The sequence below is a fragment of the Streptomyces zagrosensis genome (assembly GCF_014203645.1).
Taxonomy (GTDB): domain Bacteria; phylum Actinomycetota; class Actinomycetes; order Streptomycetales; family Streptomycetaceae; genus Streptomyces; species Streptomyces zagrosensis.
Window position 1 is genome coordinate 182677 of sequence record NZ_JACHJL010000013.1, and the last position, 20302, is coordinate 202978.

The 20302-nt window shown below is 71.1% G+C and carries 17 protein-coding genes; 8 read left to right on the top strand and 9 right to left on the bottom strand.

From position 1 onward, the window contains the following. Positions 1 to 37: 37 nt before the first annotated feature. The 3 genes from cobM to FHS42_RS23730 all read right to left on the bottom strand — a co-directional run bounded on the left by cobM (position 38) and on the right by FHS42_RS23730 (position 3333). Positions 38 to 784: a precorrin-4 C(11)-methyltransferase gene (gene cobM, locus FHS42_RS23720; RefSeq protein WP_184575172.1), complete on the bottom strand. Its 747-nt coding sequence runs from the start codon at positions 782 to 784 to the stop codon at positions 38 to 40. Further along, a complete protein-coding gene (gene cbiE, locus FHS42_RS23725) occupies positions 781 to 2151 on the bottom strand; it encodes a precorrin-6y C5,15-methyltransferase (decarboxylating) subunit CbiE (RefSeq protein ID WP_184575174.1) in 1371 nt (456 codons plus the stop codon). Before cbiE ends, cobM begins: the two co-directional genes overlap by 4 nt. A gap of 135 nt (positions 2152 to 2286) precedes the next feature. Then, positions 2287 to 3333, bottom strand: a complete 1047-nt coding sequence (locus FHS42_RS23730; protein ID WP_246495293.1) for a (2Fe-2S)-binding protein — start codon at positions 3331 to 3333, stop codon at positions 2287 to 2289. 228 nt (positions 3334 to 3561) lie between these two features. Here FHS42_RS23730 and FHS42_RS23735 point away from each other — a divergent pair, with 228 nt between their 5' ends. Together FHS42_RS23735 and FHS42_RS23740 are read left to right on the top strand one after the other, a co-directional pair. After that, complete coding sequence (locus tag FHS42_RS23735) at positions 3562 to 4620, top strand: enoyl-CoA hydratase/isomerase family protein (RefSeq protein WP_184575176.1); 1059 nt, start codon at positions 3562 to 3564, stop codon at positions 4618 to 4620. 162 nt (positions 4621 to 4782) lie between these two features. After that, positions 4783 to 5505, top strand: coding sequence for a transporter substrate-binding domain-containing protein (locus FHS42_RS23740; protein ID WP_184575178.1), 723 nt, complete (start codon positions 4783 to 4785; stop codon positions 5503 to 5505). A gap of 88 nt (positions 5506 to 5593) precedes the next feature. Here the strand turns inward: FHS42_RS23740 and meaB are convergent, their stop codons facing one another. From meaB to FHS42_RS23755, 3 genes are read right to left on the bottom strand one after another with little or no spacing between them, the layout of a single operon-like run. After that, entirely contained in the window at positions 5594 to 6781 is a 1188-nt protein-coding gene (gene meaB / locus FHS42_RS23745; RefSeq protein WP_184575180.1) for a methylmalonyl Co-A mutase-associated GTPase MeaB, read from the bottom strand. A gap of 4 nt (positions 6782 to 6785) precedes the next feature. Further along, complete coding sequence (gene scpA / locus FHS42_RS23750) at positions 6786 to 9020, bottom strand: methylmalonyl-CoA mutase (protein ID WP_184575182.1); 2235 nt, start codon at positions 9018 to 9020, stop codon at positions 6786 to 6788. Further along, complete coding sequence (locus FHS42_RS23755; RefSeq protein WP_184575184.1) at positions 9020 to 10972, bottom strand: methylmalonyl-CoA mutase subunit beta; 1953 nt, start codon at positions 10970 to 10972, stop codon at positions 9020 to 9022. The genes scpA and FHS42_RS23755 overlap by 1 nt, the downstream gene beginning before the upstream one ends. A 204-nt stretch (positions 10973 to 11176) precedes the next feature. Between FHS42_RS23755 and FHS42_RS23760 the strand changes: the two genes are divergently transcribed. Next, positions 11177 to 11905, top strand: a complete 729-nt coding sequence (locus FHS42_RS23760; protein ID WP_312867015.1) for a 4'-phosphopantetheinyl transferase family protein — start codon at positions 11177 to 11179, stop codon at positions 11903 to 11905. Between the two features lie 247 nt (positions 11906 to 12152). Here FHS42_RS23760 and FHS42_RS23765 read toward each other — a convergent pair whose 3' ends face one another. Continuing rightward, positions 12153 to 12899, bottom strand: a complete 747-nt coding sequence (locus FHS42_RS23765; RefSeq protein WP_184575188.1) for a FadR/GntR family transcriptional regulator — start codon at positions 12897 to 12899, stop codon at positions 12153 to 12155. A 113-nt stretch (positions 12900 to 13012) separates the two neighbouring features. Between FHS42_RS23765 and FHS42_RS23770 the strand changes: the two genes are divergently transcribed. The 5 genes from FHS42_RS23770 to FHS42_RS23790 all read left to right on the top strand — a co-directional run bounded on the left by FHS42_RS23770 (position 13013) and on the right by FHS42_RS23790 (position 18621). After that, complete coding sequence (locus FHS42_RS23770) at positions 13013 to 13555, top strand: flavin reductase family protein (protein ID WP_246495295.1); 543 nt, start codon at positions 13013 to 13015, stop codon at positions 13553 to 13555. Positions 13556 to 13578: 23 nt separating this feature from the next. Then, entirely contained in the window at positions 13579 to 14793 is a 1215-nt protein-coding gene (locus FHS42_RS23775; RefSeq protein ID WP_184575190.1) for an acyl-CoA dehydrogenase family protein, read from the top strand. Positions 14794 to 15020: 227 nt separating this feature from the next. Then, positions 15021 to 15416 carry a TOBE domain-containing protein gene (locus FHS42_RS23780; RefSeq protein ID WP_184575192.1) on the top strand — a complete coding sequence of 132 codons (396 nt, stop codon included), beginning with the start codon at positions 15021 to 15023 and terminating at the stop codon, positions 15414 to 15416. A gap of 57 nt (positions 15417 to 15473) precedes the next feature. Further along, on the top strand, positions 15474 to 16265 hold the full coding sequence (gene modA, locus FHS42_RS23785; protein ID WP_184575194.1) for a molybdate ABC transporter substrate-binding protein: 792 nt from the start codon (positions 15474 to 15476) through the stop codon (positions 16263 to 16265). 19 nt (positions 16266 to 16284) lie between these two features. Further along, positions 16285 to 18621: an ABC transporter permease gene (locus FHS42_RS23790; RefSeq protein ID WP_246495297.1), complete on the top strand. Its 2337-nt coding sequence runs from the start codon at positions 16285 to 16287 to the stop codon at positions 18619 to 18621. A 67-nt stretch (positions 18622 to 18688) separates the two neighbouring features. On the opposite strand, the gene FHS42_RS23800 is transcribed toward FHS42_RS23790, so the two are convergent. Next, positions 18689 to 19543, bottom strand: a complete 855-nt coding sequence (locus FHS42_RS23800; RefSeq protein ID WP_312867012.1) for an endo alpha-1,4 polygalactosaminidase — start codon at positions 19541 to 19543, stop codon at positions 18689 to 18691. Beyond that, positions 19540 to 20196: a spherulation-specific family 4 protein gene (locus FHS42_RS23805; RefSeq protein WP_312867013.1), complete on the bottom strand. Its 657-nt coding sequence runs from the start codon at positions 20194 to 20196 to the stop codon at positions 19540 to 19542. Before FHS42_RS23805 ends, FHS42_RS23800 begins: the two co-directional genes overlap by 4 nt. Between the last annotated feature and the right edge of the window lie 106 nt (positions 20197 to 20302).

A 20302-nucleotide genomic window follows, 5' to 3' on the forward strand; every position in this document is an offset into this window, starting at 1 on the left:
CCTGAGAAAGCCGCAGCCACCGCGTACTCACGTCGTACTAGACGGACCGTTCGCGATCAGCCGAGTACAGATAGCTGTCACTGAACTGCTCGGCGCCCAGGGTGCGGCCGACCATGATGACCGCCGTGCGCGTGATCTTCGCCGCGTTGATCTGTGCCGCGATGGTCGCCAGCGTGCCGCGCAGGACGATTTCGTCGGGACGGCTCGCCATGGCCACCACGGCAGCAGGGCAGTCGGCGCCGTAATGCGGCAGCAGCTCCGTCACGACCCGCTCCACATGCCGGGCGGCCAGGTGCAGCACGATGAGGGCGCCGCTGCGGCCAAGGGTGGCGAGGTCCTCGCCGTCCGGCATGGGCGTGGCCCGATGGGCGACGCGGGTGAGGATGACGGTCTGGCCGACGGTGGGCACGGTCAGCTCGCGGCCGATGGCCGCCGCTGCCGCTGCGAAAGCGGGCACACCGGGCACCATCTCGTACGGCACGCCCGCCGCGTCCAACCGCCGCATCTGCTCGGCAACCGCGCTGAATATCGATGGGTCACCCGAGTGCAGCCGGGCCACGTCATGACCGGCCGCATGGGCGGCGACCAGTTCGGCGACGATCTCGTCCAGGGTGAGTTGGGCCGTGTCCACCAGACGGGCGTTCGGCGGGCACTCGGCCAGCAACTCGCGCGGCACCAGGCTCCCCGCGTACAGGCAGACGGCACAGCGCGCGAGGGTGCGGGCGCCGCGCAGGGTGATCAGGTCGGCGGCGCCTGGGCCCGCACCGATGAAGTACACCGTCATCGTTCTTCTTCTCCGTCTCCTGGGGCTACTCGGGCTACTCGGGCTGCTCGGGCTGCTCGGGCTGCTCGGGCCAGCCCGGTCGTGGCGGGTGCGGCCGATGCGGTGGTGCTTTCGGCGCCGGTGGTGGGCTTGGCCACGGCCCACTGGGTGACCGGCATCGCCTGTCGCCAGCCGGTGAAGCCGCCCACGGCAACAGCGCGGGCGACAGCGATGCGTATCAGCTCGCCGCCGTGCCGCCGGTACCAGTCGGCAAGCAGCGCTTCCGACTCCATCGTCACCGTGTTGGCGACCAGCCTGCCCCCGCCCGGTAGCGCGGCCCAGCAGGTTTCCAGCAGGTCGGGTGTGGTCAGCCCGCCGCCGATGAACACGGCGTCGGGCGCGGACAGCCCGGCCAGTGCGTCGGGTGCCTTGCCGGTGATCACCTGGAGCGCCGGCACCCCGAGGGCGTCCGCGTTGCGCCCGATGCGCTCGGCTCGTACCGGATCGCGCTCCACGGTCAGGGCGCGGCAGGCACGGTGCGCGCGCAGCCATTCGATGGCGATGGAGCCCGAGCCGCCGCCGATGTCCCACAGCAGTTCGCCGGGGGCGGGGGCGAGTGCGGCGAGCGTCGCGGCGCGCACCCGGCGCTTGGTGAGTTGGCCGTCGTGCTCGTACGCATCGTCCGGCAGCCCGGGGACCGCGGCGAGCCGGGTCGCCTCCGGGGCGGCCCGGCAGTCCACCGCGATCACGTTGAGCGCGTCGCCCGGTGGGTGCGTCCAGTTGGCGGCCGTGCCGGCGAGTTGGCGTTCGCGGTCGCCGCCGAGTTGTTCGAGCACCCGTAGCGCGCTCGGCCCAAAACCCCGCTCGCGCAGCAGCGCGGCGACCTCGGCGGGGGTGTGTGCTCCCGCGCTGAGGACGAGTAGCCGCCGCCGGTCGAAGAGCCACCGGTTCAGCGTGGCCAGCGGCCGTCCGACGAGGCTGACGACGTCGGTGTCCTCCAGCGGCCAACCGAGCCGCGCGCCCGCGTACGCCACGGATGAGGGGTGCGGCAGGACACGCAGCCGGTCCGCGCCCAGCTCCTCGCTGAGCGCCCGGCCGATGCCGTAGAAAAAGGGGTCGCCGCTGGCGAGGACGGCGATACGGTGCCCGGCGTGCGCACCGACCAACCGGGCGACGGCGGGGCGCAGCGGCGACGGCCAGGACACGCGCTGCCCTGCGCAGTCCGCCGGTAGCAGCTCAAGCTGGCGCGTCCCGCCGATGATGACCTCGGCCTCGCGCAGCGCCTCGCGCGCGGTGGCCGCGAGCCCGGCCCACCCGTCGGCGCCGATGCCCACGACGATCACGGGCTCGGCGGCGGCACGAGGTGGAGCGGGCGGGTCGGCGTTCACGACAGGTACCTCGGCGATTGGGGATGGCAGCAGCCGAACTCTACTGACCTGCTGCGATCGTGGTGCGGCCGGGCCGTCGTGCGGGCTGAACGGGCGATGTCACGGACGATGTCACGGACGATGTCACGGGCAATGTCACCGCCCCGGCACCCGCGGCAGTACGCAGTCGCCGCACAGACCGCCGCCCGGCACCCGGTAGTACAGGCAGCAGGTGGTGCGGCGGAAGGGCGGGCGGGAGTCCGGGAGCCAGTGCCCGGACTCCCGCAGCGGCTCCGCCGCGAACAGGTCGCGGGCTAGCGCCAGCGCCCGAGCTTGGGCCGATGCGCCACCTTGGGGTCCGGCTGCCGCCGCAGCGCCGGCTTCCGGTGCCGTGCGGAGCCAGTCGCGTAGCACCATGAGCGCACCCGCCAGTGCCGAGCCGGCGTTTCCCCACAGCAGCGCCCCCGACACTCCGGACGCGGCGCTGGCGCGGTGCAGCGGGATCAGATGCTGATCGAGGACGGCCGTACGGACCTGCTGGGCGAGGCCCACGTCGGCGGCGCCCGCCCCGGCGCCGGGGGCTGTGCCCGCTTCCCGGCCGGTGTCTCCCGGACACGGGTTCGGGCTTGGGGCCGGGGCCGGGGCCGAGCCCGTGGTTGGGCTCGGAGTTGGGCTCAGGCTGGGGCTCGTGGTTGAGCTTGGGGTCGGGCTCGGGGTTGAGCTTGGGGTTGGGCTCGGCAGCCACAGTTCGTTTGGGGCGCTGAGCTCGGGGTGCCACCACAGCCGCTCGGGCCCCAGGTCCGGTACGTGGCCGGTCAGTACGGCGCAGCCGATGGCCATCGACCACAACCGTCCGGCCAGCCCCTGGAAGCTGAGCGAGGCCGCCACCCGCGTCTCGTCCGTGCCCAGCCGCCCCGCCACCGTGGCGTGGCGGTGACGCAGTGCGGGCGACGTCCCTCCGAGGCGCGGGGAGTGCGGGGAGCGCGGGGAGCGCGGGGAGTGCGGGGCCCGAGCGGCGCTCGGTGTTCCGTCGGTGCCCGGGCCCACCTCGTACAGTTCGGCGAGCGGCACATAGCCTTCGGCCCGCGCTGCGGTCGGGTCGGCGGGGTCGGTGCGTACGGCGAAGAACGGGCCGACCTCAGCGACCTGGCGCAGCGTCTTGGCCAGCGGGATGAGCGGGGCGGTGCTGCCGGGCTGGGGCATCGGTGTCAGCCGTCCTTTCGGGGCCCGGGCCTTCGGGCGTTGCCAGGCTAGCGCCCCGGCGCGGGCCGGGCGGGTGCGTTGAGCAGGCCGCTGGCGGGCCGGCCAGGGGGGCCTGCGCACGGCAGCGGGCCGGTTGAGAAGATCGTTGAAGAACCGCGCCAGGCCCCTTGAAGCCATCGATGTGATCACGCGACGCGCCGTCGCGAGCGAACCGACCGGAGCAGCCTGATGAACCACTCCCCCGCCGCCGAAACCGTCCTCACCCGCGTCAGCGGCAGGTCCGCCACGCTCACCCTCAACCGCCCCAAGGCCCTCAACTCCCTTGACCACGCCATGGTGCGCGACCTCGACGCCGCTCTGAGCGGGTGGGAGCTCGATGACACGGTGGACACAGTCGTCATCGCGGGCGCGGGCGAGCGCGGTCTGTGCGCGGGCGGTGACATCCGGGCCATTTACGAGGACGCCCGCGCCGGAGGCACCGCATCGCGTGCCTTCTGGCGTGATGAGTACCTGCTCAACGCCCGTATCGCCCACTACCCCAAGCCGTATGTGGCACTCATGGACGGCATCGTGATGGGCGGTGGCGTCGGGGTGTCAGCGCATGGCGGAGTGCGCATCGTCACCGAGCGGTCGGCCGTCGCCATGCCGGAGGTCGGCATCGGCTTTGTGCCCGATGTGGGCGGTACGCACCTACTGGCCGCGGCGCCGGGCGAGGTGGGTACGCATCTCGCGCTGACGACGGACCGGATGGGCGCGGGCGCCGCCATCGCGTGCGGATTCGCCGACCACTTCGTGCCGGCTGCCCGGCTGACCGCGTTCACGGCCGCACTCGCCTCCCGTACGGCAGCGGAGGCGGTGGCGGAGTTCGCCGAGGCGGCCCCGGTCAACGAGCTCGCTGAGCACCGCGACTGGATCGACGCATGCTACGCCGCCGACTCCGTCGAGGAGATCATCACCCGCCTTCAGGACTGCGGCGTGCGGGAGGCGAAGGAAGCAGCCGAGCAGATCATGAGCCACTCGCCCACCGCGGTGAAGGTGACGCTCAGCGCGCTGCGCCGGGCGCGGCAGCTCGGCACCTTGGAGGCGGTTCTCGACCAGGAGTACCGGGTCTCCTGCGCGGCACTGGCCTGCGCCGACCTGGTGGAGGGCATTCGGGCCCAGGTGATCGACAAGGACCGCCACCCGCGCTGGACCCCCGATCGGCTCGCGCAGGTGAGCCCCACGGACGTGGAGAGGTTCTTCGCGGACCTGGGGGCGGCGGAACTGGGCCTCGCGGCACGCCCCTAGCACCTTCGTGGGGGCGTCTGCGCGCCCCGCTGCGGCAGCGCCGTGGGGCCGCGGGCGCCCTCCTGCCAGAGCACCGCCGTCCAGGGCGGCGAAACGGGCAGGGAACCAGCGGTCGCCCAGGCGCCGCCGCCCAGCCTTGCGGTGGCTTCTACACTCCACCTCATGACGAACATGATCACTGAAATCGCCCGTGACCTCACGCCAAGTGGCACGCTGCGGGCCTCCGTCAACCTGGGCAATCCGGTGCTGGCGCAGGGCCCGCCCACGGCACCGACCGGCATCACGGTGGACATCGCGCGCGAGGTCGGCCATCGGCTTGGCGTGCCGGTGGAGTTCCTGTGCTTCGACGCGGCGCGCAAGTCGTACGAGGCGATGGCGGAGGGCCGGGCCGACCTGTGCTTCTTGGCCGTTGAGCCCGCACGTGAGGCTGAGGTCGCCTTCACCGCACCGTACGTCGTCATCGAGGGCGTGTTCGTCGTGCCGCGCGACTCGACCATCGCCGCGGCGGCCGACGTCGATCGTGCGGGCGTGCGCATCGGCGTCAAGCAGGGGTCTGCCTACGATCTGTTCCTCTCCCGCACCCTGCACCACGCGAGCGTGATACGCGGCGACGAAGGGATAGCTGCCTTCCGCGCCCAGGACTTGGAGGTCGCGGCCGGCATCAGGCAGCCGATGACCGCATATGTCGCGGAACACGACGACGTCCGGCTGGTCGATGACCCGTTCATGCAGATCCGGCAGGCAGTGGGCACGACGAGGTTTCGAAGGAGCGAGACGGTCGCATTCCTGCGGGACCTCGTTGAAGAGCTCAAGGCCAACGGGTTCATCGCGGACGCACTTCGGCGCGCCAACCAGTCCGACACGCTGGTCGCCCCGCTCGCGTAAGGCACGACCCCCGCACGGCACCGACCGCGTACGGCACGGCCGGGTACGGCACGGCGCGCGTACGGCACGGCCGCCGGGCCGCGCCGGCTCAGTTCGGCGTGCGGCCCCCGTTCAACGACGGACCAGGCCGCTCGACCGCGCCGGGGCCGGTGTCGGGGCTGGTCCTGGTCTCGGGGCGGGCACCGGGACTGGCATCGGGGCTGGCGTTAGTCTCGGGGCTGGCGGGTGACCGGAACGCCGCAAGGACCTGTTCCGCCGCGAGCGAGGCCGTCAGCGTGCCCTCGCGAACCTGCCGCTCCACCTGGGGGCTCACCCGGCGGACCTGGGGGTGTTCGCGGAGTTGGGTCAGCAGCTGTTCCTTGACCATCGTCCAGGTCCAGTCCACCTGCTGATCGCGCCGCTTGCGCTCCAGCGCGCCCGTCGCGTCCAACACCTTGCGGTGCTGCTCGATGCGTTCCCACAGGGTGTCAAGGCCCGTGCGTTCGCGAGCGCTACAGGTGAGCACCGGCGGGTTCCACACCTCGTCGGCGCTGGGCCCATCATCCGTCCGCGCGGACGCAGAAGAGGACGCAGAAGAGGACGCCGAAGGAGACGCCTGGGGGCGCAGCAGCCGCAGCGCTCCGGCCAGTTCGCGGGCCGCGGAGCGGGCGTCGCGCTCGTGTGGGCCGTCCGCCTTGTTGACCGCGACCAGGTCGGCCAGCTCCACGACCCCCTTCTTGATGCCTTGGAGCTGATCGCCGGTACGGGCCAGGGTCAGCAGCAAGAAGGTGTCCACCATGTTGGCGACGGCCGTCTCCGACTGGCCCACGCCCACCGTCTCCACCAGTACCACGTCGTAGCCCGCCGCCTCCATCAGCACGATGGTCTCCCGGGTGGCCCTGGCGACGCCGCCCAAGGTGCCCGACGTCGGCGAGGGCCGTACGAACGCGGCCGGGTCCACCGCCAGCCGCTCCATCCGGGTCTTGTCGCCCAGGATGGAGCCGCCCGTACGGCTGGAGGACGGGTCAACGGCGAGCACCGCCACCCGGTGCCCGCGCTCGGTCAGCATGGTGCCCAGGGCGTCGATGAACGTGGACTTCCCCACGCCTGGTACGCCGCTGATGCCAACCCGCCGGGAGGCTCCCGCGTACGGCAGGAGTTCGATCAGCAACTGCTGGGCGAGGGCCCGGTGATCGGGCCTGGTGGACTCCACGAGGGTGATGGCGCGGGCGATGTGGGCCCGGGAGCCCTCGCGGACCCCGCGTACGTAGTCGTCGATGTTGATCGCCTGTGGCATGGGCTCACAACTTGTGGCCGAGCGTCGCACTCAGCGACGTGACCAGGTCGTAGGCGGCGTCCGGGATCACTGTCCCGGGCGGGAAGACGGCGGCTGCACCCATCTCGCGCAGCGTGTCGATGTCCTGTGGCGGGATGACCCCGCCGACGACGATGGTGATGTCCTCGCGGCCTGCTTCGGCCAGTTGCTCGCGCAGCGCGGGCACCAAGGTGAGGTGGCCCGCGGCCAGCGAGGAGACGCCGACGATGTGCACATCGGCCTCCACCGCCTGTCGGGCGACCTCGCCGGGGGTTTGGAACAGCGGGCCGACGTCCACGTCGAAGCCGAGGTCGGCGAACGCGGTGGCGATCACCTTCTGGCCTCGGTCATGCCCGTCCTGGCCCATCTTGGCGACCAGGATGCGCGGCCGGCGCCCCTCGGCCTCCTCGAAGTCGCGGACCAGTGCACGGGTGCGCTCCACGCCTGATGACGGTCCTGCCTCGTCTCGGTACACACCGGAGATCGTACGGATCTGGCCGGAGTGCCGTCCGTAGATCTCCTCCAGGGCGTCGGAGATCTCGCCGACGGTGGCCTTGGCGCGGGCCGCGTTCACGGCCAGGGCCAGCAGGTTGCCCTCCAGGCCGCCGCCTGAGCGCGCGCCGTCCCGGGCGGCCCCGGTCAGCGCCCGCAGCGCGTCCTGACACGCCTGCTCGTCCCGTTCGGCGCGCAGCCTGCGGAGCTTTTCGATCTGCTGGGTGCGCACGGAGGAGTTGTCCACCTTGAGGACGTCGATCTGCTCGTCGCTGTCCACCCGGTACTTGTTGACGCCGATCACCGGCTGCCGGCCGGAGTCGATGCGCGCCTGGGTACGGGCGGCGGCCTCCTCGACCCGCAGCTTGGGGATGCCCGCGTCGATGGCCTGCGCCATGCCGCCGGCCGCCTCGACCTCCTCGATGTGCTGCCAGGCCCGGCGAGCGAGGTCGTGGGTGAGCCGCTCGACGTACGCGCTGCCGCCCCACGGGTCGATGGACCGGCAGGTGCCGGACTCCTGCTGGAGCAGGAGTTGGGTGTTGCGGGCTATGCGCGCGGAGAAGTCGGTGGGCAGTGCCAGCGCCTCATCGAGCGCGTTGGTGTGCAGCGACTGGGTGTGGCCCTGGGTCGCGGCCATCGCCTCGACGCAGGTGCGGGCCACGTTGTTGTACACGTCCTGTGCGGTCAGTGACCAGCCGGACGTCTGCGAGTGGGTGCGCAGCGAGAGGGACTTGGCGTTCTTGGGGTCGAACTGCTTGACCAGCTTGGCCCACAGCAGCCGGGCCGCGCGCAGCTTGGCGATCTCCATGAAGAAGTTCATGCCGATCGCCCAGAAGAACGAGAGCCGGGGCGCGAAGGCGTCCACGTCCATGCCCGCGTCGAGCCCGGCCCGTAGGTACTCCACACCATCGGCGAGGGTGTAGGCCAGCTCCAGATCGGCGGTGGCCCCGGCCTCTTGGATGTGGTAGCCGGAGATGGAGATCGAGTTGTACCGCGGCATCTTCTGCGAGGTGAACGCGAAGATGTCGGAGATGATCCGCATCGACGGCTGCGGCGGATAAATGTAGGTGTTGCGGACCATGAACTCTTTCAGAATGTCGTTCTGAATGGTCCCGGCCAGCTTTTCGGGCGCGACGCCCTGTTCTTCTGCGGCGACGATATACAGCGCGAGTACGGGTAGCACCGCACCGTTCATCGTCATCGACACGCTCATCTTGTCCAGCGGAATGCCGTCGAAGAGCTGTCGCATGTCGTAGATGGAGTCGATGGCGACGCCTGCCATGCCGACGTCACCGGTGACGCGCGGGTGGTCGCTGTCGTAGCCGCGGTGGGTGGGCAGGTCGAAGGCGACGGACAGGCCCTTTTGGCCCGCGGCCAGGTTGCGCCGGTAAAAGGCGTTGGATTCCTCGGCGGTGGAAAAGCCCGCGTACTGACGCACCGTCCACGGCTGATTGACGTACATCGTCGGGTAGGGGCCGCGCAGATACGGGGCAATGCCCGGATAGGTGCGGAGGAAATCGACGCCTTCCAGGTCCTGGCCGCTGTAAAGCGGCTTGACCCCGATGCCCTCGGGGGTCTCCCAGACCAGCGCGTCCACGTCTTTGCCGGTGCTCTCGCGCAGCGCGGCGCGCCAGTCGTCGGTGGCGGGCCCCGCGGCGCCGCTGTCGTCGGTCAGTCCGATGTCCGCGAAATTCGGGATCTCGCCCGTCGCTGCCGCATCGTCCCGCATCACGCAATCCCCATGGTGTCCAGGGCCGAGGTCAGTGCCTCGACCGCGTCGCAGCCCGCGAAGACGAAATCGTCCACCCCGGCCCGCAGATAGTCTTCTCGTCGCTCGCCGGGCCGGCCCGCCAGATAGACCCGGGTGGCGCCCGCTGCCTTGAGCCGGGCGGCGGCGTCCGCTGCCTGCTCGGCGTAGAGCTGGTCGCTGGCACACAGGCAGGCGATCGGTGCGCCGCTGGCGGCGAACGCTTCGGCCGCCGCCTGCGGGTCCGGGCCGGCTTGGTCCTGCACTGCCTCGATGCCGCCCGCCTGGAAGAGGTTGGCCGCGAAGGCGGCACGCGCGGTGTGTGCGGCGGCCGGGCCGAGCGTCGCGAGGAAGATCCTCGGCCGCTGTCCGTTCGCCGCCTGGTGAGCGTCGCTGCGGGCCCGCAGCGCCTCGTAAGCCTCGTCGCGGCGCACCCGCGGCAGGCCCGCCCCCGACGCGGACTTCGCCCGGGAGGACCTCGCCGATGTGAGGTCGGCCTCACGCTCGACCGCCTGCTCGTCGAGCAGCGGGAACTCGCTGACGCCGGTGATCGGCTCCTTGCGCCGGGCGAGGTCCTTCGAGCGGCGCTGCCAGGTGGCGGCGATCCGCTCGGGGATCAGCCCGGATTCGAGGCCGCGGACCAGGCCGCCTCCGGCTTCGATCTCCTGGAACCAGGCCCAGGCTGCCTCGGCGACCTCGTCGGTCAGCCGCTCCACGTACCAGGAGCCGCCTGCCGGGTCGATGACCCGGGCCAGGTGCGACTCCTCCAGCAGGATGGAGGAGGTGTTACGGGCGACGCGCCGGGCGAAGCCGTCCGGCAGGCCCAGCTCGCTGTCGAAGGGCAGCACGGTCACGGCGTCCGCGCCGCCGACTCCGGCGCCGAGCGTCGCGACGGTGGTGCGCAGCATGTTCACCCATGGGTCACGCCGGGTCATCATGACCGGTGAGGTCACCGCGTGCTGCCGTTGTGCGACGTCAGCGGTGTTGGCCGCGCCGCAGACCTGCGCGACCCTGGCCCACAGGCGGCGGGCGGCGCGCAGCTTGGCGATGGTCAGGAACTGGTCGGCGGTGGCCGCGTAGCGAAACTCCAACTGGCCCAGCGCGGCATCCACGGTCAGCCCCGCGGCCGTCAGCTCGCGCAGATAGCCGACGCCGGCGGCGAGCGAGCAGCCGAGCTCCTCGGCAGTGGAAGCACCGGCCTCGTGGTAGGGCAGCGCGTCCACGCTCAGTGCCCGCACACCCGGGTAGTCGCGGCTCGCGCGGCGAGCCAGTTCGGTGGCGGCGGCGAGGTGCCCCTCGATGGACTGCGCCGATCCGATGCCGGTGCCTGGGCCGGTACTGGTTCCGGTGCGGGCGATGATGCCGTACGGGTCGGCGCCGAGGGTGGCGAGCGCGGCGTGGCGGGGTACCTCGCGTTGGTCGTACAGAGCGAGCAGCGCCACAGCCGCGGCGGGGAAGTCGGCGCCCGCGTCGAGGACGACGGTCACCAGATCGAGGTAGACCCCCTCCAGGGCCCGCGGCAGCGCGTCGATGGGCAGCGCGTCGGCGCCGACCGCGAGCCACAGCGAGGTCACCCCGTTCTCCAGATCGGCGAGGACCGCTTCGCGGGTGCGCTCGGGGTCGGGGTGCGCATGGCGCTGGCGTACATCCCAACCGGAGACCGCCGTCCCCTCTGGTCGCCCACCGCGTGTGAACGGGGGGAAACCTGGGTACCCGGCGGCGTCTGACGCATGCGGGGCGTCGTCGGCGGTGTAGAGGGGGCGGGCTGAGATCCCGTCCTGGAGCGAGGTTGTCAGCGCCTCCTCAGCCGCGACGCCGGTGGCGTCTGACGCGCCGGACTTACGCAGCACGTTTCCAACAAGGTGTTGCCACTGCTCTCGGGAAGCTTCCGGGAACTCGGCGGCCAAGGGGAGCCCTTCGGGCAGGACCGTCATGGGACGGAGACTAGGGGAGGGTTGCGGGCGACAGGAGTGCGGCACCCTGTGATCTTGCCCTCGTTACGCTCGCGTAAGCGCCGCATATCGCTAAGGTACGGGCAGAATGACCTGCAAAGAGCTTATGCGCAACGGGGGTTGACCATGGGAGACGGCACGGATGGGACCGCTGTGACGGATTTGACAAGTGAGGCGACGGCCGTCGTGCCGCGCGCGCTGGTCCCCGCCACGGTCGCCTGGGCCGAGGCCGTCCGCAGCGACGCCGAACCGGATGTGCTGTTCCCCGAGGAGGAGGCCCTACTGGGCCGCTCCGTGCTCAAGCGGCGCCGTGAATTCACCACGGTACGCGCCTGCGCCCGGCGCGCGATGGCCGGTCTCGGGCTGCCTCCTGTACCGGTGCTGCCCGGCAAGCGCGGCGAGCCCGGTTGGCCCAAGGGCTTGGTCGGCAGCATGACGCACTGTGACGGCTACCGAGCGGCGGCCCTCGCGCCGGCCACCGTGGCCCGCTCGATCGGCATCGACGCGGAGCCGCACGCCCCGCTGCCCGATGGGGTGCTCGACGTGGTGACGCTGGCCCCCGAGCGGGAGCGCGGCAAAGAGATCGCGGACGGCGCCTGGGGGGACGGCCCGGTGCACTGGGATCGGCTGCTGTTCAGCGCGAAGGAGAGCGTCTTCAAGGCCTGGTATCCGCTGGCGCGGCGGGAATTGGACTTCACCGAGGCCGAGTTGACCTTCGAGGCGGAGCCGCGGCCGGCTGGCGACACCGGCGGACCGGACCGGGTAGGCACCTTCCACGCACGGCTACTCCCCTCGGCGGATATTCCGCAGGGGTTCCCCTTCACTGGATTCGATGGCCGATGGGTGATCCACGATGGGTTTGTCGTCACCGCGATCGTGGTGCCGACAGCAACGATCCCCAGCGCACGGGGTTAACCGTCCCGGCCGTGCGGGGGTGAAGCTCGCCCCGCCCCTGCGCTGGCCTTGAAGGCGGCGCGCCTGGCGAGCCACTCGCGCACGCGCTCCGGCGGCCAGCGCCGCCCCGCCCACCGCATCCACCCACCGGCCGCCGGACGCCCTCGCCACGCCCGCCACTGTCCGACTTGCCGCTCGCTGACTCGCCGCTAGCCAACTTGCCGCTAGCCGCCCGCCACGGAACGCCCGCCTGGCGACGGCCCCGGCTTCAGGCGAGGCGCATGAGATTGAGGGCCTTGGCGCGGTCGCGGGTTTCGAGGGCATCGACGAGGCTGACGTGCCGCGCGTACTGCGCTTCACGGTCCGCGATCGGAGCGGTCTCCGCAAGGGTCAAGAGCGTGGCGTACATGGAGCGCAGCAGGCTGTTGGGGCTGATGGCGGCGAGGCGGGTGCGCAACTGACGGTCGGCGTCCGCGAAGCCGCCCGCGTCGGCGTTCTCGACCGCAGCGGCCAGGTCGGCCAGTATCCCGCGCAGATCGGCGATGTCGGCCGGCGAGGCGTGCCACAGGGCGTCATTGGCCAGCAGCGGGTCCAGGGCGTCGCGGATATGCAGGGCCTCGTCGGCGCACACCTCGTCCGGCTGGTGGTCGTCCAGGGCGAGTACGGAGTTGCCCAGGCGGCGTATGGCCGACTGTTCGGCGGCGAAGAGGCCGCCGCCGGGGCCGGGCCGGACGGTGACAAGGCCGCGCGACTGGAGCAGGCGCAGGGTCTCGTTGAAGGTGCCGACGGACACACCGCATTCGGCGCGCAGTTCGTGCTTGGTGCCTAGTCGTGCGCCCGGCTCCGCGTCTGCGACCAGCGCCGCGATGCGTTCGGCGGCGACCTCGGCGCGGGAGGCCGCGGGCCGTTCCCACTCGCCCCGCCGCAGCGCCGGGGGTTCGGCGCCCTCGCGCCCTCCGGGCCCTGCGGGTGTGGCGGGCGAGCGCCCTTGCCTGCTGTCGTCCGTGGCGTCCACTCGACCTCACCCATCCTCGCACAATTGATTATGACGAATAGCATCGCACCCCCTTGACACTTCTGGATACCCACAGCCATGATCACCATAATCATCATGATGAATGGAGTGACATGGTGAACGAGCCAGTGGACGAACAGGATTTTCGGGATGTGATGGCCGGGGTGTGCGCTCCGGTGACCATCGTGACCACCACCCAGGACGCCACGCCGCACGGAACAACCGTCAGCGCCTTCGCCTCGCTCTCCTTGCGCCCGCCGATGGTCTCCCTCGCGCTGGACCGCGCGTCGGAGCTCTTGGCGCGCGTGCTGGTGACGGAGCGGTTCGGGGTGAATGTGCTGGGGGCCGGGCAGCACGAGGTGGCGATGACCTTCGCGCGGCGTACGCCCGACCGGTTCGGCGCCGTCCCATGGCAGTACGACCACGGGCTACCCCGACTGGCGGGCGCCCCTGGTTGGCTCGTATGCACACTGGCCTCGGTGGTTGAGGGCGGGGACCACCTCTTGCTCCTTGGGTCGGTCATACACGCCCAGGCGTCCACCGCCGCGCCCCTCGTGTACGGCAACCGTGTCTTCGGCACGCACTCCGCCTTTGCCCCACATCCGCACCCGGTGCAGCCCTCGGCCGCCGTGCCGCTCGCCGCCCTCCCCCTATGACCCACCCCAGGCAGGAGACAGCCATGACCACCACCCTCACGAACACGACCCCTAGCCCTACCGCGCCTCCGACCCGCACCGAACTGGTGGCGCGGGCGACGGCACTACAAGGGCTGTTGCGCGAGCATGCGGGCCAGATCGAAGCGGATCGCAGGGTGACCGACGAGGTCATCGACGCGCTGACCGAGGCGGGCCTGTTCCGACTGACCGTCGCGCGTCGCTTCGGGGGCTACGAGACCGACGTACGGACCATCCTTGACGTGTCGGCCGCCATAGCCGAGGGCGACGGCTCCACGGGGTGGGTCGTGACCTTGGTCAACACCTGCAACTGGCTGGCCGGGCTCTTTTCGCCACAGGCTCAGGACGACGTCTTCGGCGCCGACCCCGATACCCGGGTGACCGGGGTCTTCAGCCCCACTTCCAGCAGCCGCAAGGTCGCAGGAGGCTGGCGGCTGACCGGCCGCTGGTACTACAACTCGGGCTCCTGGCACTCCACATGGGCCGTCCTTGCCATGCCGCTGACCGATGCGGGCGGAGAGGTGATCGACCAGGCCATGGTGTTGGTGCCGCGTACGGAGCTGGAGATGGAGGACGTCTGGTTCACCGCGGGCATGCGCGGCAGCGGAAGCAACTGCCTGATCGCCACGGACGTGTTCGTGCCCGAACACCGCGTGGCGTCGCTGCCCGGCGCGATCGACGGTACGGCCGACAACGGGCACGGGGAGGCGGGGCTGTACCGCTCGTCCTTCGCACCCTTCGTCGCCACCGTCCTTGGCGGCGCCCAACTGGGCCTTGGCCGGGCCGCGCTCAAGCTGGTCACCGGCAAGGCCAGGACCAAGCCCATCTCGTACACCTACTACGAGACCCAGGCGGATTCGGTGGCCGTACAGCTCCAGGTGGCCGAGGCCGCCATGAAGATCGACACCGCGGAGTTACACCTGCACCGAGCCGCTACGGACATCGACGAGGCCGCCGCCCACGGCACTCACCTCGATGTCCTCACCCGCGCCAGGGTCCGAGCCGACACCGGCCACGCCATCCACAACGTCCTGGACGCCATCAACACCCTGCTCAATGTGCACGGCGGCGGCTCCTTCGCCGACACCAACCCCTTACAGCGGATCTGGCGCGACGCCAATACCGCCGGGCGGCACGCGGTCGCCACGCCCGCGGTCGGCATGGAGATTTACGGCAAGCTGCTGCTCGGCGTCGAAGAGCGCATCACGCCCTTCATCTAGCTACGGCTACGGCTACGCAGGGCGCATAGGGCTTACGAGCCGCAGAGCGGCCTACCGCGCGCCGGGGCACGGCACGGGTGAAACCCCAGGGAGACCCCGGGAGACCCTGGGAGACCCCGAAGAAAGGAGCCCGAACCTTGGGGCTTCATCCGATCCTGCCCGCAAATGCGGCACTGGTCCGACAAAAGGTTTGCAGGTGCCGCTGAAAGTGGCTTAATCTCCCGCACATGCAGTCCTACAGTATCGGTCAGGCCGCGCGGCTGCTCGACGTCAGTTCGGACACTGTCCGGCGCTGGGCCGACGCGGGCCGAGTCACCACGCATCGGGATGAGTCCGGGCGGCGGCTGATCGACGGACAGCATCTCGCGGCCTTCTCCGTGGAGCTCGCGCAATCCGCCGGCGGCGATGAGGACGTGCCGTACACCTCGGCCCGTAACGCCTTCCCCGGCATCGTCACCGCGATCAAGCTCGGCGACGTCGCCGCACAGGTGGACATTCAGGCCGGGCCGCACCGGCTGGTTTCGCTGCTGACCCGAGAGGCCGTGGAAGAGCTTGGCCTTGAGGTGGGCATGCAGGCCACCGCCCGGGTGAAGTCCACCAATGTGCACATCGATCGCGTGTGACCCACCGCCCCGCGTGCGCTGCCGTCTGCTCGCCACGGATTTTCAAGGAGCCGTTCCATGCCCCTTCCCCTCCCCCGGCGATGGACTGCGCGGCGCACTGCCGGCGCCGCGCTGTGTGCCATAGCCCTGCTGCCATTGCTGGCCGCTTGTGGCTCCGATGACGAGGCCAACGGGCCGGGTGGCAAGACGCAGTTGACCGTGCTGGCCGCGGCGTCGCTCACCGATGTGTTCGCGAAGGTGGGTGACGCGTACGAGAAGGAGCACCCGGATGTACGAGTGCGGTTCTCCTTCGCCGGGTCACAGGATCTCGCTGCGCAGGTGCGGCAGGGCGCCCCGGCCGATGCACTGGTCACGGCGGACACCAAGACGATGGCCGGGCTGCGATCCGACACCGGCGACCCGGCAGTCATCGCCAGGAACCGACTGGTGATCGCCACCGGCGAGGGCAACCCGCGGCACGTGAAGAGCCTGCAAGACCTCGCAGACTCGGACCTCAAGGTGGTACTCGCGGCGCCCGAGGTGCCGGTGGGTCGCTACAGCAAGAAGGTGCTCGACGCGCAGCACGTGCACGTGCAGCCGGTATCGCAAGAGCCGAGCGTGCGCGCGGTGCTCAGCAAGGTGAAGCTCGGCGAAGCCGACGCGGGCATCGTCTACGTCACGGACGCGGCCACCGCCGAGCATCGGATCGACACCGTCGCCATCCCCGACGCACAAAACGCCATCGCCTCCTACCCCGCGGCAACCCTCAACTCTTCGCGACACGGCGCGCAGGCGGCTGCCTTTGTGCGGTGGCTGAGCACCGCGAAAGCCCAGAAGATGCTGCATAACGCGGGGTTCCAGCGCCCCTGACGGTAAGGAACCGGCACGGATGAAACGCACTGCGCGCAGCACGGGGAGCGCCCCCGGGCGCGAGTTTCGGCGCTCCCCCTGGCACAAGCCGCGCCGCCTCCCCGGGTGCCGGTCCGGGCCCGGGCGCCTCCCCGGACGCCGGGCCGCATCGGGGCGGCGAGCACCGCGGCGGGGCGCGCCGCTGGCGCTCGCGCTGCCCGCCGCGCTCGCGGTCGCGCTGCTACTGCTTCCGCTGGCCGGCATCGTGGCGCGTACCTCCTGGTCCGACCTCGGTACGCATCTGGGCAGCCCGGCGGTGCGGGAGGCGCTGCGGCTTTCGTTGACCGTCTCGTTTTGGTCGCTTGGCATCTCCGTGCTGCTGGGGGTGCCGCTCGCCTGGATGCTCGCCCGCAGCGCGTTTCCCGGCAAGACGCTGGTGCGTTGCCTGGTGCTGCTGCCGATGGTGCTGCCGCCGACCGTGGGCGGTGTGGCGCTGCTGCTTGGCGTCGGCCGGCGGGGGCTGCTCGGCGGGGTGCTTGAGGACTGGTTCGGGGTGACGCTGCCGTTCTCTACGGCGGGCGCGGTGATCGCGGCGACGTTTGTCGCGATGCCGTTCCTGATCATCAGCTTGGAGGGCACCCTGGCCGGGCTGCACACCCGGTACGAGGAGACCGCGGCCTCGCTTGGCGCATCCCCGTGGCGGGTGTTTCGCACCGTCACGCTGCCGCTGGTGGCGCCGGGGCTCATCGCGGGCGCGGCGCTGACCTGGGCACGGGCCCTGGGCGAGTTCGGGGCCACGATCACCTTCGCGGGCAACCTGCCGGGCGTCACGCAAACGCTCCCGCTCCAGGTGTACTTGTTGCTGCAAGACGATCCGGAGGCCGCCACCTCGGTCTCGCTCCTGCTGCTCGCCATCGCGATGGCGGTGCTGATCGCGTTGCGTGGCCGCTGGGCGGGCGGCGCGCCGGCGGCCGGCAGGGCGGCAGCACGCCGGGCCGCGGTCCACAGTGGCATCGACAGCGACGCTCCGGTTGGCGAGATCAGCGGCCACGGCCCTTCCGATGGCCACGACGGCGCGAGCGGCAACGGCAACAGCAACAGCTGGGACAACGGCTGGGAAGGGGCCGCGGAGCGTACCGGCGTGCCGCAGGACGATGCGAGATGGCCGCTCCAGGCCGAACTCACCGGCTTCAACGAGCTCCGCATCGACGCACAGCCCGGCACCACCATCGCCGTCGTCGGCCCCAACGGAGCGGGCAAGACCACCCTGCTACGCGCCCTGCTGGGGCTCACCGACCGTTCGCGGGCCGCACTGCGGCTCGGTGCCGACGAGGTGAGCGCGCTGCCGACGCACCGCAGGGGCGTGGCGTGGGTGCCGCAAGACGGCGCGCTGTTTCCCCATCTGACGGCGTTGCGCAACACCGCGTACGGCCTGCGGTCGCGTGGCGTAGGCAGGGCGGAGGCGCACCGGCAGGCGCGACTGTGGCTGGATCGGCTCGGGGTTGGCCAGTTCGCACAGCGCCGGCCAGCTCAGCTCTCCGGCGGGCAGGCGCAGCGGGTGGCGCTGGCCAGAGCGTTGGCGGCCCGGCCGCGGCTGCTGCTTCTCGATGAACCGCTGGCTGCACTCGATCAGACGACGCGCGCCCTGGTACGACATACGCTGCGCCGGCATCTGTCCGACTTTGACGGTGTGTGTCTGATCGTCACCCATGATCCGGTGGAGGCGATCTCGCTCGCCGATCGGGTGCTGGTCCTGGAGGGGGGTCGGGCCGTGCAGTACGCGACACCGGCCGAAGTGACTCGCCATCCGCGCTCGCCGTGGGTGGCCCGGATGCTGGGCCGTAACGCCTGGTCCGGCAGCACGACCCCGGACGGCGGCCTGTGCCTGCCGGGCCCGGGGCGACTGGTGGTAGCCGACCCGCTACCCGTATCGGACGCGGTCGTTTCGAGCCCCGACTCCGCGACGGAACAGGGTGAACAGAACAAACGGGGCACGCTCCCGACCGAGCCCGGCGGGGGCGCGGCAGGCCAGGGCTCCCCCGCGCCGACCGAGCCAGCCGAGCCAGCCGAGCAACCGTCATCCGGGCGCCACGTTCCGCCCTCGCCTCAGCGCGGTGAGGTGATGGCCATCTTCGGGCCCGAGGCGGTCTCCGTGCACCGGGAGAGGCCGACCGGCAGCCCGCGTAACGTGTGGCCGGGACACGTGCGGGAGATCACCGCCGTGGGCAGCCGGCTGCGGGTGTTGATCAGTTCGGATCAGGTGCCGGATCTGGTCGCCGAGATCACACCGGCGGCAGCCGTGGAGTTGGACCTTGCGGACGGCACCGCCGTATGGACCAGCGTCAAGGCAACCGAGATCACCCTGGTACCGCTCTGAGGGTCGTCGGCCCACCAACTCCGGGCGCCCACCGGCCCGTTGGGGCCGATGGGCGGCGCCGAGGGCGTCAGCAGGGGCGGCGCCAGGAGTCCAGGCCCAGCTTCTTGCGCATCGAGCTGAGGCCAAGGCGCTTGGCCGTGGAGCAGAATTCATCCGGCTCCAGGGTGTACTCCACGTGAAAGACGGCCTTGTCCGCCTTCACGAACGGGGTGAGCTTGGCGCACTCGCCGAATTCGGCGCACTCCTCGTTGACGGCGAACTCGAAGTCGTCCACGAGTTCCGTGATCTGGTCGAGGTCGTTTTTAAGCCCCACGGCGAGGCCGCGCTCATGGGCGAGCCGGGACAGCGCGCGGTTGTAGGCGAGTTGGTGGGCGCCGGTGAGCGGGAAGCCGGTGCGGTTGCGGTACGCGTCCATCAGGTCCGGCTCGACGCCGTCGAAGCCCTTGTCGCGGCACATGTCCATGCGCTTGGCCATGAGCGGCAGCACGGTGTCCAGTTCGCGGATGTCCAGCCACCGCTCGCCTTCCCAGCCGTTGCTCTTACCGCGTACGGAGACGGGGAAGTCGTCGGCGTCGGGCCGCCAGTCTTCCCAGGCGCCCGCGTTGATGTAGCAGATGACCTTGCGGTCGTCGTCGTGCAGCCGCTCGACGGTGGCCGCTGAGTTCTCGAAGCCGTCGATGTCGTAGACGGGTACGTCGATGCCGGTGTCCACCCGGCCATCGAGCTGCCACTGCCAGGCCGTGCGGGCCTTCGGCTGCCACAGCTCGGCGGCCTCGTCGCCAGGCGTCGCCGAAGCCGTCTTCGTTGGCTTCGCCTGCGGCGTCTTGGACGCCTCGTCGCCGTCCGCGTTCCCGCCCGAGCACCCGGCGACCGCAAGGAGGGCCGCAGCAGCGAGCGCCGCGAACACGGCACGCGCTCTCACCCGTCCTGCCCCACGTCGTTGTTGCCGTCTGCCGGCGGGTACCGCCATGGATTGCTTCCCTTCCCTGGTACCGCGCAGTGCAGTGCCGCTCCGCGATTATACGATGTAGAGGCGACCTGGCCGCGCTGCCTGTCCGGCACCGCGTACACCAGGTGACAAAACCGCCACGGATCGTGCCGGGCGGCCCAGGCGGGCACCTGAACCCGCTGGTAGGTGTGCCAGTCGCCCTCGAAGGTGACCAGCACGTCGGCGATCTTCGCATAGCCGGGATGTGGGTGGATGCCCGGGTTGAGCACCACGGTGCGCGCACCGAGCAGCCGGGCGGCGCGAGCCAGCATGTGATAGCGCAGCAGCAGCAAGGGGCGGGCCGCCGCCTGATCGAAGAAGACGCCGTCCACGCCGTACCAGCGGCGGTGTCGGCGGATATCGGTGAGCACCGCCCGCAGCGGTCTGCGGCCGTAGTCGGTGTCCACGTAGCCGAGCAGCCGCACGCCCGCGCTGTGCAACTCGTCCGCCGCGGCCTCGAACGCCGGGTCGGGGCGCTTGCCCGGGCCATCGGCCGCGTTGAGCACCACGGCGTAGAGCTGCCGTGCGCGCCCCCGAAGCGCCTGCCAGGCCGCCGGGTCCACCGTGGGGTGGACGTATAATGGCACCAGTAGGCGCCCCGAAGGGGTGTGCGCGGAGTTCTGTGTGGTCACTGAGCTCCATCTGTACGGGCTGTCCGGGCCGTTCAGCCCCTTTGTGCTTTCAGCTACTTTC